This is a genomic window from Nocardioides sp. P4_G4 (genome assembly GCF_056401085.1).
In genome coordinates, this window is record NZ_JBFUKA010000036.1 from 23,511 (window position 1) to 39,848 (window position 16,338).

15 protein-coding genes are annotated in these 16,338 nt (G+C 72.7%); 13 read left to right on the top strand and 2 right to left on the bottom strand.

What is annotated here, in order from left to right; genetic code table 11:
• The 9 genes from pucL to AC1DQF_RS10225 are packed head-to-tail and all read left to right on the top strand — an operon-like array spanning position 1 to position 9,844.
• On the top strand, positions 1-882 hold the full coding sequence (pucL, locus tag AC1DQF_RS10185; RefSeq protein ID WP_477525114.1) for a factor-independent urate hydroxylase: 882 nt from the start codon (positions 1-3) through the stop codon (positions 880-882).
• On the top strand, positions 875-1,384 hold the full coding sequence (gene uraD, locus AC1DQF_RS10190) for a 2-oxo-4-hydroxy-4-carboxy-5-ureidoimidazoline decarboxylase (protein WP_477525115.1): 510 nt from the start codon (positions 875-877) through the stop codon (positions 1,382-1,384). The genes pucL and uraD overlap by 8 nt, the downstream gene beginning before the upstream one ends.
• Positions 1,384-1,707, top strand: a complete 324-nt coding sequence (gene uraH / locus AC1DQF_RS10195; RefSeq protein ID WP_477525116.1) for a hydroxyisourate hydrolase — start codon at positions 1,384-1,386, stop codon at positions 1,705-1,707. Before uraD ends, uraH begins: the two co-directional genes overlap by 1 nt.
• Positions 1,697-3,028: an allantoinase AllB gene (gene allB / locus AC1DQF_RS10200; RefSeq protein WP_477525117.1), complete on the top strand. Its 1,332-nt coding sequence runs from the start codon at positions 1,697-1,699 to the stop codon at positions 3,026-3,028. The genes uraH and allB overlap by 11 nt, the downstream gene beginning before the upstream one ends.
• The gene (locus AC1DQF_RS10205; protein ID WP_477525118.1) at positions 3,018-3,884 is read left to right on the top strand and encodes a bifunctional allantoicase/(S)-ureidoglycine aminohydrolase; all 867 of its coding nucleotides are present in this window, start codon (positions 3,018-3,020) and stop codon (positions 3,882-3,884) included. Before allB ends, AC1DQF_RS10205 begins: the two co-directional genes overlap by 11 nt.
• Before the next feature lie 21 nt (positions 3,885-3,905).
• Positions 3,906-5,291: a xanthine dehydrogenase small subunit gene (locus AC1DQF_RS10210; RefSeq protein WP_477525119.1), complete on the top strand. Its 1,386-nt coding sequence runs from the start codon at positions 3,906-3,908 to the stop codon at positions 5,289-5,291.
• A complete protein-coding gene (locus tag AC1DQF_RS10215) occupies positions 5,288-7,633 on the top strand; it encodes a xanthine dehydrogenase molybdopterin binding subunit (protein WP_477525120.1) in 2,346 nt (781 codons plus the stop codon). Before AC1DQF_RS10210 ends, AC1DQF_RS10215 begins: the two co-directional genes overlap by 4 nt.
• Before the next feature lie 10 nt (positions 7,634-7,643).
• Positions 7,644-8,450, top strand: coding sequence for a xanthine dehydrogenase accessory protein XdhC (gene xdhC, locus AC1DQF_RS10220; protein WP_477525121.1), 807 nt, complete (start codon positions 7,644-7,646; stop codon positions 8,448-8,450).
• A complete protein-coding gene (locus AC1DQF_RS10225; protein WP_477525122.1) occupies positions 8,447-9,844 on the top strand; it encodes a guanine deaminase in 1,398 nt (465 codons plus the stop codon). The genes xdhC and AC1DQF_RS10225 overlap by 4 nt, the downstream gene beginning before the upstream one ends.
• Here AC1DQF_RS10225 and aceB read toward each other — a convergent pair.
• On the bottom strand, positions 9,777-11,384 hold the full coding sequence (aceB, locus tag AC1DQF_RS10230; RefSeq protein WP_477525123.1) for a malate synthase A: 1,608 nt from the start codon (positions 11,382-11,384) through the stop codon (positions 9,777-9,779). The genes AC1DQF_RS10225 and aceB overlap by 68 nt on opposite strands.
• A gap of 39 nt (positions 11,385-11,423) precedes the next feature.
• Positions 11,424-12,575, bottom strand: coding sequence for an ROK family protein (locus tag AC1DQF_RS10235; protein ID WP_477525124.1), 1,152 nt, complete (start codon positions 12,573-12,575; stop codon positions 11,424-11,426).
• Positions 12,576-12,755: 180 nt separating this feature from the next.
• On the opposite strand from AC1DQF_RS10235, the gene AC1DQF_RS10240 reads away from it, so the two are divergent.
• The 4 genes from AC1DQF_RS10240 to AC1DQF_RS10255 all read left to right on the top strand — a co-directional run.
• The gene (locus tag AC1DQF_RS10240; protein ID WP_477525125.1) at positions 12,756-13,859 is read left to right on the top strand and encodes a substrate-binding domain-containing protein; all 1,104 of its coding nucleotides are present in this window, start codon (positions 12,756-12,758) and stop codon (positions 13,857-13,859) included.
• Complete coding sequence (locus AC1DQF_RS10245; protein ID WP_477525126.1) at positions 13,859-14,695, top strand: ATP-binding cassette domain-containing protein; 837 nt, start codon at positions 13,859-13,861, stop codon at positions 14,693-14,695. Before AC1DQF_RS10240 ends, AC1DQF_RS10245 begins: the two co-directional genes overlap by 1 nt.
• Complete coding sequence (locus tag AC1DQF_RS10250) at positions 14,688-15,938, top strand: sugar ABC transporter permease (protein ID WP_477525127.1); 1,251 nt, start codon at positions 14,688-14,690, stop codon at positions 15,936-15,938. Before AC1DQF_RS10245 ends, AC1DQF_RS10250 begins: the two co-directional genes overlap by 8 nt.
• A 34-nt stretch (positions 15,939-15,972) precedes the next feature.
• On the top strand, positions 15,973-16,338 hold a 366-nt coding region (locus AC1DQF_RS10255), incomplete at its 3' end, for a hypothetical protein (RefSeq protein ID WP_477525128.1).

The window sequence follows — 16,338 nt, forward strand, 5'->3', positions numbered from 1 at the left end:
ATGGGCATCGTCCTGGGAGCCAACCGCTACGGCAAGGCGGAGTGCCGCGTCGTCAGGATCGTGCGCGACACCACGCGCCACGAGATCCACGACCTCACCGTCTCGACGTCTCTGCGCGGCGACTTCACGGCCGCCCACACCGACGGGGACCAGTCGCAGGTGCTGCCCACCGACACCCAGAAGAACACCGCGTTCGCCTACGCCAAGCAGCACGGCGTCACCTCTTCCGAGGACTACGCGCTCGCGCTGGCCCGGCGCCTGCTGGCGGCGACGCCCGCCGCGAGCGTGGCCCGGGTCCGGGTCGAGGAGCACGCCTGGGACCGGATCCCGGTCGACGGCGCCGGCCACGACCACGCGTTCGTCCGTCGCGGGGGCGAGGTCCGCACCACCGAGGTCGACCTCACCGCGGAGGGTGCCCGCGTGCTCTCCGGGCTGACCGACCTGGTCGTGCTGAAGTCCACCGGCTCCGAGTTCAAGGGCTTCCTGGTCGACGAGTACACGACCCTCCCCGAGGCCGACGACCGCATCCTCGCCACCTCGCTCACCGCCACGTGGCGCTACGCCGACCACGACGTCGACGCAGACGCCGTCGACTGGAACGGCACCTTCGACGAGGTCCGCGCGCTGCTGCTCGCGACCTTCGCGACGACGTACAGCCGGGCCCTCCAGGAGACCCTCTACGCCATGGGTCGCGCCGTGCTCGAGGCGCAGGAGGGCATCGAGGAGATCTCGTTCGTCGCCCCCAACAAGCACCACTTCCTCGTCGACCTCGAGCCGTTCGGGCTGCAGAACCCCGGCGAGGTCTTCATCGCCGCCGATCGGCCCTACGGGCTGATCGAGGCGACCGTTCGGCGCGAGCCCGAGGGGGAGCAGGGTGAGTAGGACACGACCGGGCCTGGTGGCCTTCAACGAGATGGACGACGACCGGGCCCGGGAACGCCTGCTGACCTGCCTCGACGTGCCGCGCTGGGCCRACGAGGTGCTCGCGGCCCGTCCCTTCGACACCCTCGACGGGGTCGAGGCGACCATGGTCGCGGCCGCCTCCACGATCACCGACGACGAGCTCGAGCGCGCCCTGGCCCGCCATCCGCGGATCGGGGAGCGCCCCGACGCCGCGTCGCACGACGCGAGCCACTCGACCCGGGAGCAGGCCGGCGTGGACCGGGGCGACACCGAGGTGGCGCGCCGGCTCGCGGCCGGCAACCGGGCCTACGAGGAGCGCTTCGACCGCGTCTTCATCATCCGCGCCGCGGGCCGCGACGCCCCGGAGATCCTCGAGGCGCTCCGGCTCCGGCTGGACAACAGCGACGAGGCCGAGCGCGCCGAGACCATCGACCAGCTGACCCAGATCGCGCTGCTGCGGGTCCGGGAGGTGCTGGGCTGATGGCGACCCTGAGCACCCACGTCCTCGACACGGGCCGGGGCCGCCCCGCGTCGGGCCTGCGGGTCGTCCTCGAGTCGGATGCAGGAAGCGTGCTGGCCGAGACGGTCACCGACGACGACGGCCGGGCCCGGGACCTCGCTCCGGACGAGCTGGCCGCGGGCACGTACCGGCTGCGGTTCGACTCGGGGTCCTGGTTCGCCGCGCAGGGCATTGCCGGGTTCTATCCCGAGGTCGTCGTCGCCTTCCGCCTCTCCGGCGACGAGCACTTCCACGTCCCGCTCCTGCTGAGCCCCTTCGGCTACTCGACCTACCGTGGCAGCTGACACCCTGCTCCGCGCCCGCCGCGCGGTCGTCGGTGACCGTGAGGCCCCTGTCGCGGTGCGGATCCGGGACGGGGTGATCACCGACGTGTCGCCGTACGACGTGGACGCCGGCGCCGCCGAGGTCGTCGAGCTCGCCGAGGACGAGGTGCTGCTGCCCGGCCTCGTGGACACCCACGTGCACGTCAACGAGCCGGGCCGCACGGAGTGGGAGGGATTCGCCAGCGCCACCCGGGCCGCCGCCGCCGGTGGGGTCACCACGATCGTGGACATGCCCCTCAACAGCATCCCGCCCACCACGACGGTGGCGGCGCTGGCCGAGAAGCACGCGGTGGCCGAGGGCCGGACCTACGTCGACGTGGGCTTCTGGGGAGGGGCAGTGCCCGGCAACGTCCGGGACCTGGAGGGCCTCCACTCGGCCGGGGTCTACGGCTTCAAGTGCTTCCTCCTCGACTCGGGGGTGCAGGAGTTCGCCCACCTCGACGCCGCCGGGCTCGCCGCCGCCATGGCCGAGACCGCACGGCTGGGCTCGCTGCTGCTGGTGCACGCCGAGGACGGCGACTCGATCACCCCGTGCGCGCACGGTGCGGCGTACGCCGGGTTCCTCGCGAGCCGGCCGGACGTGGCCGAGGAGCGCGCGATCGACCTGGTCATCGAGACCGCGCGCGCCACGGGCGGCCGGGCGCACATCGTCCACCTCAGCGCCTCGGCTGCGGTGCCGGCACTGCGGGCCGCCCGGGAGGGCGGCGTCGACGTGTCGGTGGAGACCTGCCCGCACTACCTGCACCTCGACGCCGGGTCGATCCCCGACGGGGCGACCGAGCTCAAGTGCTGCCCGCCGATCCGCGACGCCGACAACCGCGACGCACTGTGGGCCGCCCTTGCCGGCGGGGCCATCGACCTGGTCGTCAGCGACCACTCGCCGTGCACCACCGACCTCAAGCGGCAGGACACCGGTGACTTCGCCGAGGCGTGGGGTGGGATCGCGTCGCTCCAGCTCGGCCTCCCGGTCGTGTGGACGGGCGCCCGCGAGCGCGGCGTACCCCTCACCGACGTGGTGCAGTGGATGGCGACCGCTCCCGCCCAGCGGGTGGGCCTGTCGGGCAAGGGCGAGATCGCGGTGGGCGCCGACGCCGACCTCTGCGTCTTCGCACCCGACGAGTCGTGGGTCGTCGACCCTGCGCGCCTGCACCACAAGAACCCGGTGTCGGCCTACGCCGGGCGTACGCTCACGGGCACCGTGCGCCGGACCTGGCTGCGCGGCGTACCGATCGACCTGGCCGCCGCCCCCCGCGGGCGCCTGTTGAGGAGGGGTGCCCGATGACGGCTGGTGCCGCGTGAGCTACTGGGTGCCGCGGGGCGGCCTGCCCGCCCAGACGGAGCTGACCACCGACCGGGCCGTCTTCACCGAGGCGTACGCCGTGCTCCCGCGCGGCACCATGCGCGACATCGTGGCCAGCCGGCTGCCCTTCTGGGACCGCACCCGCCTCTGGGTACTGGCCCGCCCGCTGTCCGGCTTCGCCGAGACCTTCGCGTGGTACGTCGTCGAGGTGTCGCCCGGCGGGGGGAGCGACCGGCCCCGGCCCGCCGCGGAGGAGGCGGAGGAGGCGGTGCTCTTCGTGGTCGACGGGACGGTCTCTCTCGAGGTCGACGGGATCAGCCACCGTGTCGGGCCCGGCGGCTACGCCTACCTCTCGGCGGAGTCGCGGTGGACCCTGCACAACCGGGGCGACACCGCAGCGACCCTCCACTGGATCCGCAAGGCCTACGAGCGGGTCGACGGCGTCGAGGTGCCCGCGTCGTTCGTGACCCACGAGGCCGACGTCGCCGTCCAGCCGATGCCGGACACCCAGGGGGCGTGGGGCACCCAGCGGTTCGTGGACCCCGACGACGTCCGCCACGACATGCACGTCAACATCGTCAGCTTCGAGCCCGGGGGCGCCATCCCCTTCCCGGAGACGCACGTGATGGAGCACGGCCTCTACGTCCTGGAGGGCAAGGCGGTCTACCTGCTCAACAAGGACTGGGTCGAGGTGCAGGCCGGGGACTTCATGTGGCTGCGGGCGTTCTGTCCGCAGGCCTGCTACGCGGGGGGACCGGGGCGGTTCCGCTACCTGCTCTACAAGGACGTCAACCGGCATCCGCGACTTCACCCCCCCGGCCTGACCCCGGTCACGTAGATTCGGGTCGGGGGGAGGCCCATGTCGGATCCGTACGTCACCGTCAACGGGCAGGCGCGCCCGCTCGCCGGCCTGCCCGCGCACACCAACGCGCTCGACCTCGTGCGCGGCCTCGGGCTCACCGGTGCCAAGGAGGGGTGCGCCGAGGGGGAGTGCGGCGCCTGTGCCGTGCTGGTGCTGCGGCCCGACGGCGACGCCAGCCGGTGGACGCCGGTCAACGCCTGCCTGGTCCCCGCGGCCGCCCTCGACGGGCAGGAGGTCCTCACCGCCGAGGGCCTCGGCAGCCCCGACGAACTGCACCCGGTGCAGGCCGAGCTGGCGGACCGCGGCGGCTCCCAGTGCGGCTACTGCACTCCGGGCTTCGTCTGCTCGATGGCCGCCGAGTACTACCGGCCCGGCCGCGCGGACGCCTTCGACCTCCACGCCCTGAGTGGCAACCTGTGCCGCTGCACGGGCTACCGACCCATCCGCGACGCCGCGGAGGCCCTCGAGCCGCCTTCCGCGGGGGACGCCCTGGCGCAGCGCCAGCAGCGGTCGGCACCGGACCCGGTGCCGACCCGGGTCCACGGCTTCGCGCGTCCTGCCGACCTCGTCGAGGCGCTCGGCCTGCTGCGCGAGCACCCCGGCGCCACGGTCGTCGCGGGTGCCACCGACCTGGGCGTGGAGGTCAACCTCCGCGGCCGGCGCCCGGCGTACGTCGTGGCGATCGACCGCCTGCCCGAGCTGCGGGAGGCCTCGACGGGGGACCGGATCGAGATCGGGGCGGCGCTCACCCTGAGCGAGGTCGAGGCCGTGCTCGGCGGAGCCGTGCCGCTGCTCGACGAGGTGTGGCCGCAGTTCGCGTCCCGCCTGATCCGCAACGGTGCGACGATCGGCGGCAACCTGGGCACCGCCTCGCCGATCGGCGACCTGGCGCCGGCCCTGCTGGCCCTCGACACGACGGTGGTGCTGGCCTCCGCGGACGGTGACCGCGAGGTCCCGCTGTCCGGCTTCTTCACCGGCTACCGCGAGACCGTCCGCCGTCCCGGCGAGCTGGTCCGGTCCGTCCGGGTCCCGCGACCGCTCCCGGGCCTCACCGCGTTCCACAAGATCGCCAAGCGGCGGTACGACGACATCTCCAGCGTCGCCGTCGGCTTCGGCCTCGACGTCGTCGACGGCACCGTCGTGCGGGCGCGGATCGGGCTGGGCGGCGTGGCCGCGACCCCGATCCGCGCACTGGCGACCGAGGCCGTCCTCGAGGGGCAGCCGTGGACCCACGGCAGCGTCGAGGCGGCCGCGGAGGTGCTGCGCGGCGAGGGCACCCCGCTCGACGACCAGCGCGCCAGCGCGGCGTACCGCTCGGCGATGCTGGGCAACGCCCTCCGCCGGCTGTGGGTGGAGACGTCGGCACGGGAGGACGCCCGATGAGCGTCGGCTCGGCACTGCCCCACGAGAGCGCGGCCCTGCACGTCACCGGCCACGCGCTCTACACCGACGACCTCGTCCACCGCACCAAGGACGTCCTGCACGCGCACCCGGTGTGCTCGCCCCACGCCCACGCCCGGGTGACCCGCCTCGACCCGGCTCCCGCACTCGCGGTCGAGGGCGTGGTCCGGGTGCTCACCGGCGCGGACGTGCCGGGGGTCAACGACTCCGGGGTCAAGCACGACGAGCCGCTCTTCCCGGACGAGGTGATGTTCGTCGGGCACGCGGTCTGCTGGGTGCTGGGGGAGACCCTCGAGGCCGCGCGGCTCGGCGCCGCCGCGGTCGAGGTCGACTACGCGCCGCTCCCGGCCGTCATCGCCCTGACCGAGGCCATCTCGGCCGGCAGCCTCCAGGGCGGCCAGCCCGTCGTCCGGCGTGGCGACACCGCGACCGGCCTCGCGGGCGCGGCCCACGTGTTCAGCGGCACCACCGAGATGGCGGGGCAGGAGCACTTCTACCTCGAGACCCATGCCGCGCTGGCGCTCGTGGACGAGGGCGGCCAGGTGTTCGTGCAGAGCAGCACGCAGCACCCCTCCGAGACCCAGGAGATCGTGGCCCACGTGCTCGGGCTGCCCAACCACGAGGTCACCGTGCAGTGCCTGCGCATGGGCGGCGCGTTCGGCGGCAAGGAGATGCAGCCGCACGGCTTCGCCGCGGTCGCGGCGCTGGGCGCCACGCTGACCGGGCGTCCGGTTCGCCTGCGCCTCAGCCGCACCCAGGACATGACGATGACCGGCAAGCGCCACGGCTTCCACGCCCAGTGGCGTGTCGGCTTCGACCTCGAGGGCCGCCTGGTGGCGCTCGAGGCCACCCTCACCTCGGACGGCGGCTGGAGCCTCGACCTCAGCGAGCCGGTGCTGGCGCGGGCGCTGTGCCACGTCGACAACGCCTACTGGATCCCGCACGTCCTCCTGCACGGACGGGTCGCCCGCACCCACAAGACGTCCCAGACCGCGTTCCGGGGCTTCGGCGGACCCCAGGGCATGCTGGTCGTCGAGGACATCCTCGGCCGCTGCGCCCCCCTGCTCGGCATCGACCCGCAGGACCTGCGCGGCCGCAACTTCTACGTCGAGGGTCAGACCACGCCGTACGGGCAGCCGGTGCGCCACGCGGAGCGGATCCTGCGCGCGTGGGACCAGGTCATCGCCACCGGGCAGGTCGCCCGCCGGTCGGCGGAGGTCGCTGCGTTCAACGCCTCCCACCCCCACACCAAGCGGGGTCTCGCCATGACCCCGGTGAAGTTCGGCATCTCGTTCAACTTCACCGCGTTCAACCAGGCCGGTGCGCTGGTGCACGTCTACAAGGACGGCTCGGTCCTCATCAACCACGGCGGCACCGAGATGGGCCAGGGCCTGCACACCAAGATGCTGCAGGTCGCGGCGACGGCCCTCGGCGTACCCCTGGCCCGGGTCCGGCTCGCGCCGACGCGGACCGACAAGGTGCCCAACACCTCGGCCACGGCCGCCAGCTCCGGCGCCGACCTCAACGGTGGAGCGGTCAGGCACGCGTGCGAGCAGGTCCGCGCCCGGCTGACGGAGCTCGACGCAGGGCGTGGTCTCCCGTGGGAGGAGCTGGTCCGGGAGGCGTACTTCAGCCGCGTGCAGCTCTGGGCGGCCGGCTTCTACCGGACCGAGGGGATCCACTGGGACTCCACGGCGATGCAGGGGCACCCCTTCAAGTACTTCGCCTACGGCGTCGCCGCCACCGAGGTGGAGGTCGACGGGTTCACCGGCGCCTACCGCACGCGTCGGGTGGACATCGTCCACGACGTGGGCGACAGCCTGTCGCCCCTCGTCGACCTCGGACAGGTGGAGGGTGGCTTCGTGCAGGGCGCGGGCTGGCTGACCCTGGAGGACCTGCGCTGGGACGAGTCCCACGGGCCAGGCCGGGGCCGGCTCACCACGCAGGCCGCCAGCACCTACAAGCTCCCGAGCCTCGGCGAGCTCCCCGAGGAGCTGAACGTCGCGTTCCTCGAGCACGCCCACGAGGACGGCGTCGTCCACGGGTCGAAGGCGGTCGGCGAGCCGCCCCTGATGCTGGCGCTGTCCGTCCGCGAGGCCCTGCGGCAGGCGGCGGCGGCGTTCGGGCCGGCCGGCACCAGTGTCGACCTCCCGTCGCCCGCCACTCCGGAGGCGGTGTTCTGGGCGGTCGAGCGCGCGCGCGGGTCCCGGGAGCACCGCGTCGTCGAGGGACTCCCGGGCGTCGTGCCGGACCGTCCGGACCCGGCTGCGCCGCCGCTGCACCCGCGCTCGGAGCAGCTCGCCCACGTCTCGTCGGAGGTGTGACGTGCGCTGGGTGAGCGCCGTCGAGCTGCTGCGGGCCGAGCGCCGCGCCGGGGTGCTCGTCACCGTCGCCGGGGTCCGCGGCCACGCGCCCCGCGAGGCCGGGGCGAAGATGGTGGTGGCCGCCGAGGAGACCTGGGGCAGCGTCGGTGGCGGCAACCTCGAGGAGACCGCGGTGACGCGGGCGCGTGTCCTGCTCGGGGACCCGCACGCCGGCCCCGAGGAGCTGGTCCTCGGTCTGACCGACAAGACACGCACCGCGCACGGCCGCCAGTGCTGCGGTGGCGAGGTCACCGTCCTGCTCGAGCCGCTGCCCGTGGTGCCGGCGGTCGCGATCTTCGGGGTGGGGCACGTCGGCCTCGAGCTGGCCAGGATCCTGGCCCGGCACGACCTGGACCTGCACCTCGTCGACTCCCGAGCGGAGCAGCTGGGCGACGCGCGGCTGGCGTGCCTGTCCGACRCGGAGGCGCGGGTCGTGGTGCACCACTCGCCGGTGCCCGAGCTCGCCCTCGGCTCGGTCCCCGCGGGCACCCACGTGGTCGTGATGACCCACGACCACGCCGAGGACCTCGCCGTCTGCGACGCCGCCCTGCGCTGCGGCCACCTCGACAGCATCGGGCTCATCGGCTCGGCCGCCAAGTGGTCCCGCTTCCGCTCCGGCCTCCTCGTCGAGGGCCACGACGAGGCGACCGTCGCGCGCATCGAGTGCCCGATCGGTGACGCCACGCTCGATGACAAGTCACCGCCCGCCATCGCGCTGGGCACGGCGTCGGTGCTCCTGCGGCGCTTCGCCGCGGAGCGATCCCGGACCGGGGCATGACCCCGGCCCCGGTGCTCTACCGGGTCCGTGCCTACGACGCCCCCCACGACCCCTTCGCCGAGGACGCCACGGGCCCGGGCTTCCGGTACGACGAGGACCTGGGGCTGGCGGTGTCGTCCGACGGCGTCATCACCGCACGCGGGCCCTTCACCGCGGTGGCCGCCGCCCATCCGCTCGCACCGGTGATCGACCTCCGGGTCGGCATCCTGCTGCCCGGCCTCGTCGACGCGCACGCGCACTTCCCCCAGGTCCGCATCATCGGGGCACTCGGCATGCCGCTGCTCGAGTGGCTCGAGCGTTGGGCCCTGCCGGAGGAGCAGAACCTGGCGGCGCCCGACTACGCGGCACAGATCGCGGGCGAGTTCGTGGCCGGCCTGGTGTCCGCGGGCACGACGACCTCCCTGGTGTTCGGCTCCCACTACGCCCCGGCCGTGGACGCGCTGTTCGCGGAGGCCTCGCGCTTCGGGCTGCGGGTGGCGAGCGGTCTGGTCGTCAGCGACCGGATGCTGCCGGGTCCGCTGCTCACCACTCCCGACCGGGCTCACGCGGAGGCGGTGGAGCTGGCGTTGCGGTGGCACGGTCGCGGGCGGGCCAGGTACGTCGTCACGCCCCGCTTCTCGTTGTCCGCCTCCGACGCCCTGCTGGCCTCCTGCGCTGCGGTGGTGGCGGACGTCGACGGCGCCCTGTTCACCTCGCACGTCAACGAGAACCTGACCGAGGTGGCCACCGTGCGCGCCCAGTTCCCGCACCGCACGGGCTACGTCGACACCTACGACCACCACGGTCTGCTCGGGCCGCAGTCGGTGCTGGCGCACAACGTGCACCCGCTCGACCCCGAGCTCGGTGTCCTCGCGGCCCGGGGGGCCGCGGTGGCGCACTGCCCGAGCAGCAACTCCGCGCTCGGGTCGGGGCTCTTCCGGATGCGACGGCACGTGGAGGCGGGCGTGCGGGTGGCGCTGGGCTGCGACGTGGGCGCCGGCACCGGGTTCTCGATCTTCAAGGAGGGACTCCAGGCCTACTTCGTGCAGCGTCTCCTCGGCGTCGACGGCTACCCGCTCGCGCCCGGTCACCTCCTGCACCTGAGCACCGCGGCGGGCGCGGCGGCCCTCGGGCTCTCGGACGTCGTCGGCGACCTGTCCGTGGGCAAGGAGTTCGACGCCATCTGCCTGCGCCCGCCCGCCGGCACGGCTCTGGACATCGGCCTGCGGCACGCGGGCTCGGCGGAGGAGGCGCTGGGCAAGGTGTTCGCCCTGGCCAGCGACGCCGACGTGGCCGACGTCTGGGTGGGAGGCGAGCAGATCGCCTCGGGCGGGTTCCTGCGTCCGATCAGCCCCCGGACGCCATCAGCACGGCGTACGCCGGCAGGGTCAGGAAGTCCGGGAACTCCTCGCTGAGGGCGGACCCGACGAACAGCCGCCGCGCGTCGTCCCAGGACCCGGCCTCGAAGGACTCGGACCCGACGGCCTCGCGCAGCGCGGCGTACTCCTCGACCACGATGCGCTCGACGAGCTCGTGGGTCACGACCTCGCCGGTGTCGAGCGTGGCGCCGTTGTAGATCCACTGCCACACCTGCGACCGGGAGATCTCGGCGGTGGCGGCGTCCTCCATGAGGTTGTCGATGCCGGCGGCGCCGTTGCCCGAGAGCCAGGACTGCAGGTACTGGATGCCGACGCGGACGTTGCCGCGCAGACCGGCCTCGGTGCGCTGGCCGGGCGTCCGGTCGACCGCGAGGAGGTCGGCGGCACCGACGCTCACGTCGTCGCGACGTGCGTCGAGCTGGTGCGGTCGGTCCCCGAGCGTCTCGGCGAAGATGTCGGCGCACAGCGGGACCAGGTCGGGGTGCGCCACCCACGAGCCGTCGAAGCCCGCGCGCGCCTCGCGGGTCTTGTCCTCGCGCACCTTGGCGAAGGCGCGCTCGTTGGCCGCCGCGTCCCGGCGCGACGGGATGAAGGCCGCCATCCCGCCGATGGCGGAGGCGCCGCGGCGGTGGCAGGTCMGCACCAGCAGGTCGCTGTACGCCGTCATCATCGGCGCCGTCATGGTGACCGCGTTGCGGTCGGGCAGGGTGAAGGCCGGCCCCGCGTCGCGGAAGTTCTTGATGATGCTGAACAGGTAGTCCCACCGGCCGGCGTTGAGCCCGGCCACGTGCTCGCGCAGCTCGAAGAGGATCTCGTCCATCTCGAAGGCCGCGGTGATGGTCTCGATGAGCACCGTTGCCCGGACCGAGCCGTGCGGGACCTCCATCGCGGCCTGGGCGTGGGTGAAGACGTCGTTCCACAATCGCGCCTCGAGGTGCGACTCCATCTTCGGCAGGTAGAAGTACGGGCCGCTGCCACGCGCGAGCAGCTCGTGGGCGTTGTGGAAGAAGTAGAGCCCGAAGTCCACGAGCGCGGCGACCACGGGCCGGCCGTCGCGCGTGAGGTGCTGCTCGTCGAAGTGCCATCCCCGAGGCCGCGGCACGATGACCGGCAGGTGGTCCGGGTCGACCAGGGTGTAGGCCTTGCCCTCGGGCGAGGTGAAGGCGAGCCGGCGGCGTACCGCGTCGAACAGGGTCACCTGCCCGCCCACGACGTTGCGCCAGTGCGGGGTGTTGGCGTCCTCGAGGTCGGCGAGCCACACCCGCGCACCGGAGTTGAGGGCGTTGACGGCCATCTTGGCGTCGGTCGGTCCGGTGATCTCCACACGCCGGTCGAGGAGGTCGGGGGGTGCGGGTGCGACCGTCCACGCATCCGCACGGACGGACGTCGTCCCGGGCAGGAAGTCCAGCGTGCCGGTGCGGGCGACCTCGTCGCGCCGGGTCCGGCGGGCGGCCAGCAGCTCGTCGCGCCGGTCGTGGAAGCGGGCGTCGAGGTCGGCGACGAAGTCGAGGGCGGCGGGAGTGAGGATCTCCTCGGACCGCGGGACGGCGGGGGCGGTGACGTCGAGGCTGGCCATGCGACACCGTAGCCCCGATCCGACCCGGCCCGGGGCGGCTCAGTCGTGGAGCAGCTCGGTGCGCTCCGCGGCGAGCAGCACGGCGCCGACCAGCGAGGCGCGCTCGCCGAGCTCGGAGGCCACGACCGGGGTCGAGGCCACGGCGTCCAGCGCGTGCCGGCGCAGTCCGATCCGGGCCGAGTCGAGGAGCAGGTCCTCGGCCCGGGCCATCTCCCCGCCCACCACCACCAGGGCCGGGTTGAGCAGGTTGACCACGCTGGCCAGCGCCCACCCCAGGTGCAGGCCGGCGTCCTCGAGGGCCCGGAGGGCCGAGACGTTGCCGGCACGGGCCTCCCGGACGATGTCGTCGACCGAGGCGCCGGGCATCTGCAGCGCCATCATCGACTGCAGGGCGCCGGTCGAGGTGTAGGCCTCCAGGCACCCGCGGCTGCCGCACCGGCACACGGGCCCGTTCTCGTCGAGGGTGAGGTGGCCGATCTCGCCTGCGGTCCCGCCGCTGCCGTGGAAGAGCCGGTCGTCGAGGACGATGCCCGCGCCGACGCCCGAGGAGACCTTGACGAAGACCGAGCTGTCGTGACCGCGGCCCACCCCGTGGCGGTGCTCGGCCAGCGCGCCGAGGTTGGCGTCGTTGTCGATGTGCACGGTGGCACCGAAGCGCTCGCGCGCCGCCTCGGGCGCGTTGACTCCGACCCAGCCGGGGAGGATCGCCGACGACCGGACGATGCCCTCGGTCATGGGGGCGGGCAGTCCGAGGCCGATCGTGCGGATGGCCCCCCGGTCCAGACCGGCTCCGGCGAGCAGCTGCTCGAGGAGGTCGTGGGCGCGGTCGAGTCCGTCGGTGTGGAGGTGCCCGGCGTTGAGCGTGGACCGTGCCTCGGCGAGCAGGCTGCCGGTGAGGTCGCCGAGGGCCACGGCGACGTGGCTGTGGCCGAAGTCGATACCGGCCACGAGGCCGGCCGACCGGGCGAGGGCGACCGTCGTACCCCGTCGGCCACGACCCGGCTCGACCTCCAGCAGGCCGCCTGCGGCCAGCTCACGCACGATGTTGGACACCGTGGCCGGCGCCAGGCCCGTCTGCCGGGCGATGTCCGCCTGCGACACGGGTTCGCTCGCCTCCTGCCCGCGCAGCACGTCGACGACGCGCTGGAGGTTGGCCGTTCGCAACGAGGCGGTCGACCCGGGGGATGACATGGGGGAACTGTGGGGCAGAGACAGGCTTGTCGTCAAGAGATGTGCACAAACGCCTCATCGCAACGTTTGGGTACGAGTTTGTGTTCATGACTTGACGACTAGCGTGTGACTCACCACACTCAGAGGACGTTCACACCGGCTCGTCGCCCGACGAGCCCTGGCCAGCCCCCAGGAGACCTCATGCCTCGCTCCATCCACCGCATCGCCGCCAGCGGCGTTGCCCTGCTCTTCGGCGCCGCAGCCCTGACCGCCTGTGGCGCCAACGACGACTCGTCCAGTGGCGACTCCGCCAGCGGCGGCAGCGACGGCAAGGTCATCGCCCTGCTGCTGCCGGAGTCCAAGACCACGCGCTACGAGGCGTTCGACAAGCCGCTCTTCGAGGCCAAGGTCGCCGACCTGTGCAGCGACTGCGAGGTCGTCTACTACAACGCCGACCAGGACGAGGCCAAGCAGACCCAGCAGGTCGACACGGCCATCTCCGAGGGCGCCAACGTCGTCGTGCTCGACCCGGTCAACGGCGCCGGCGCCGGCGGCATGGTCCAGTCCGCGCAGGACTCCGGCGCTTCGGTCATCGCCTACGACCGCTTCATCGCCGAGGCCGACTACTACATGTCCTTCGACAACGAGACGGTCGGCAAGATGCAGGCCGAGGCGCTCGTCAAGGCGATGGGCGACAAGGGCAACATCCTGATGCTCAACGGCGCCCCGAGCGACCCGAACGCCGCGCAGTTCAAGGCCGGCGCGCACAGCGTCCTCGACGAGAGCAACGTCAAGATCCTCGAGGAGTACGACAACCCCGACTGGAGCCCGGAGAACGCGCAGACGTTCGTCACCGACCAGCTGAGCAAGTACGACGCGTCGGAGATCAACGGCGTCTACGCCGCCAACGACGGCCAGGCCGGTGGCGTGGTCGCCGCCCTCACCGGTGGCGGTGTCGCCTCCGACGCCCTCCCGCCCATCACCGGCCAGGACGCCGAGGTCGCCGCGATCCAGCGGATCCTCGCGGGCGAGCAGGCGATGACCATCTACAAGCCGATCGCGATCGAGGCCGAGACCGCTGCCGAGGTCGCCGTCGCGCTGGCCAACGGTGACGACGTGCCCAACCCGACCGAGACCGRCATCGACCAGTCCGACTACGAGGGCGTCCCGTCCTACATCTTCACCCCGATCGTCGTCACGAAGGACAACGTGGCCGACACCATCATCGCCGACGGCTTCTACACCGCCGACGACATCTGCACCGGTGAGTACGCGCAGGCGTGCAAGGCGGCTGGCATCTCCTGATGTCGACCACGGCTACACACCGTGCGCCGGCCGGGGAGGTCGTTCTCTCCCTGGCCGGCGTCACCAAGCGCTTCGGTGCCGTCCAAGCCCTCTCGGACGTCCACATGGACGTCCGGGCGGGTGAGGTCGTCGCCCTGGTCGGCGACAACGGCGCCGGCAAGTCCACGCTCGTCAAGGTGATCGCGGGGGTCTACACCCCCGATGACGGCCACATCGACTTCGACGGCAAGCCCGTGCGGGTCAGCGGCCCCTCGGAGGCCCAGGACCTCGGCATCGCCACGGTCTTCCAGGACCTCGCCCTGTGCGACAACCTCGACGTGGTGGCCAACCTCTTCCTCGGCCAGGAGAAGAGGCGCGGCCCCTTCATCGACGAGGTCCACATGGAGAAGGAGGCGTGGCGGTTGCTGCGCACCCTCTCGGCCAAGATCCCCAGCGTCCGGATCCCGATCGCGTCGCTCTCGGGCGGCCAGCGCCAGACGGTCGCCATCGCGCGCAGCCTGGTCGGCAACCCGAAGGTCGTCATGCTCGACGAGCCCACCGCCGCCCTGGGCGTGGCCCAGACCGCGGAGGTGCTCAACCTCATCGAGCGGCTACGTGAGACCGGTCTCGGCGTCATCCTGATCAGCCACAACATGGCCGACGTGCAGGCGGTCGCCGACCGCATCGTCGTGCTCCGGCTCGGCAAGAACGCCGCGGAGTTCAACGTCGAGGAGGTCTCGACGGCCGACCTCGTGGCGGCCATCACCGGCGCCTCCGACAACGTGGTCTCCGCCCGCGCCGCACGGGGTCAGACCACCGACCCGACCGCCCCCACCGAAGGAGGCCAGGATGGCTGACGAGACCCCCGGCTCCGCCGTCGCCGCCGACCTGGCCGACGAGAGGCTCATCCGCACCGAGGGCCTCTCGGGCTACGTGCGGCTCTTCGTCAACCGGCTCAAGTCCGGCGAGCTCGGCAGCCTGCCTGTCGTCGTCGGCCTGATCTTCATCTGCATCGGCTTCTACAGCGCCGAGCCGAGGTTCCTCTCCTCGCGCAGCATCGTCTCGATCACCCAGTTCGCGGCGCCGATCGGCATCATCGCGCTGGGCATCGTGCTGGTGCTGCTCCTGGGTGAGATCGACCTGTCGGTGGGCTCCGTCAGCGGCTTCACGGCCGCCACGATGGCCGTCCTGCTGGTCAACAAGGACCAGTCGATGCTGGTCGCGATCCTGGCCGCGATCCTGGTCGGCGTGGCGATCGGTGTGTTCTACGCCTTGCTCTACACCCGGCTGGGGGTGCCGTCCTTCGTCTTCTCGCTGGCCGGGCTCCTGGCCTTCCAGGGGGCGTTGCTCTACGTGCTCGGCACCCAGGGCACGATCAACCTGCCCTCGGACTCGTTCCTCGTGCAGTTCACCCGCTTCGAGTTCGTGTCCCCGCTCGCGTCCTACATCCTGGTCGTGCTCATCGTGCTGGTGTACGTCGGCTCGCAGCTGTGGACGATCCGCCAGCGCACCGCGGCCGAGCTCAGCCCGCCGTGGCTGCCGCTCGTGCTCATCAAGGGCACTGCACTGCTCATCGGGCTCGGGTTCCTCAGCTACTACGTCAACATCGACCGCGGGTGGAGCTACCTGTGGATCTTCTTCGTGCTGATGGTGGTGGTGATGGACCTCGCGCTGCGTCGCAGCCGTTGGGGTCGCCACGTCTTCGCCGTCGGTGGCAACGAGGAGGCCGCCCGTCGCTCCGGCATCAAGGTCAACCGGGTCTACCTGTCGGTGTTCGTGCTCTGCTCGTCCCTCGCCGCGGTCGGCGGCCTCCTGGCCGCCGGTCTGCAGACCAGCGTCTCGCAGGCGAGCGGCACGACCGACACCAACCTGACGGCCATCGCGGCCGCGGTCATCGGCGGGACGTCGCTCTTCGGCGGCCGCGGGTCGGCGTACTCCGCGATGCTCGGCATCATCGTGCTGCAGGCGATCCAGACCGGCCTCAACCTGGTCGGCGTGGACTCCTCGGTGCGCTTCATGGTCACCGGCGCGGTGCTGCTGCTGGCCGTGACGATCGACTCGGTGTCGCGTCGCGCTCGTACCTCGAGCGGTCGCGGCTGATCAGGCGGTGAGGGGGCGCATACGATGTGCCGCGATGCGCCCCCTCGCCACCACCGTCTCCACCCTGGTCACCGTCGTGCTCGGCTGCGGCCTGCTCGCCGGCTGCACCGGTGAGGACCCGACCGTCGTCTCCCTCCTCGTGGCCGACGGGTCGCAGCGGCTCGAGCCGCCGGTCGACGTCGAGGCCTTCGAGGCTCGCATCGAGGCCACCTGCAAGGAGTGCGTCGTCCGCGTGTACGACGCCGAGGGGGATGCCGCCACGCAGGCGGGCCAGGCCGACGAGGCGCTGGCCGACGGCGCCGACGTCATCGTCCTCGACCCGGTCGAGGTCGAGGAGGCCGAGGCCCTCGTCGGCGGTGGCGAGGACGAGGTCCCCGTGGTCGCCCACACCACCCTGGTC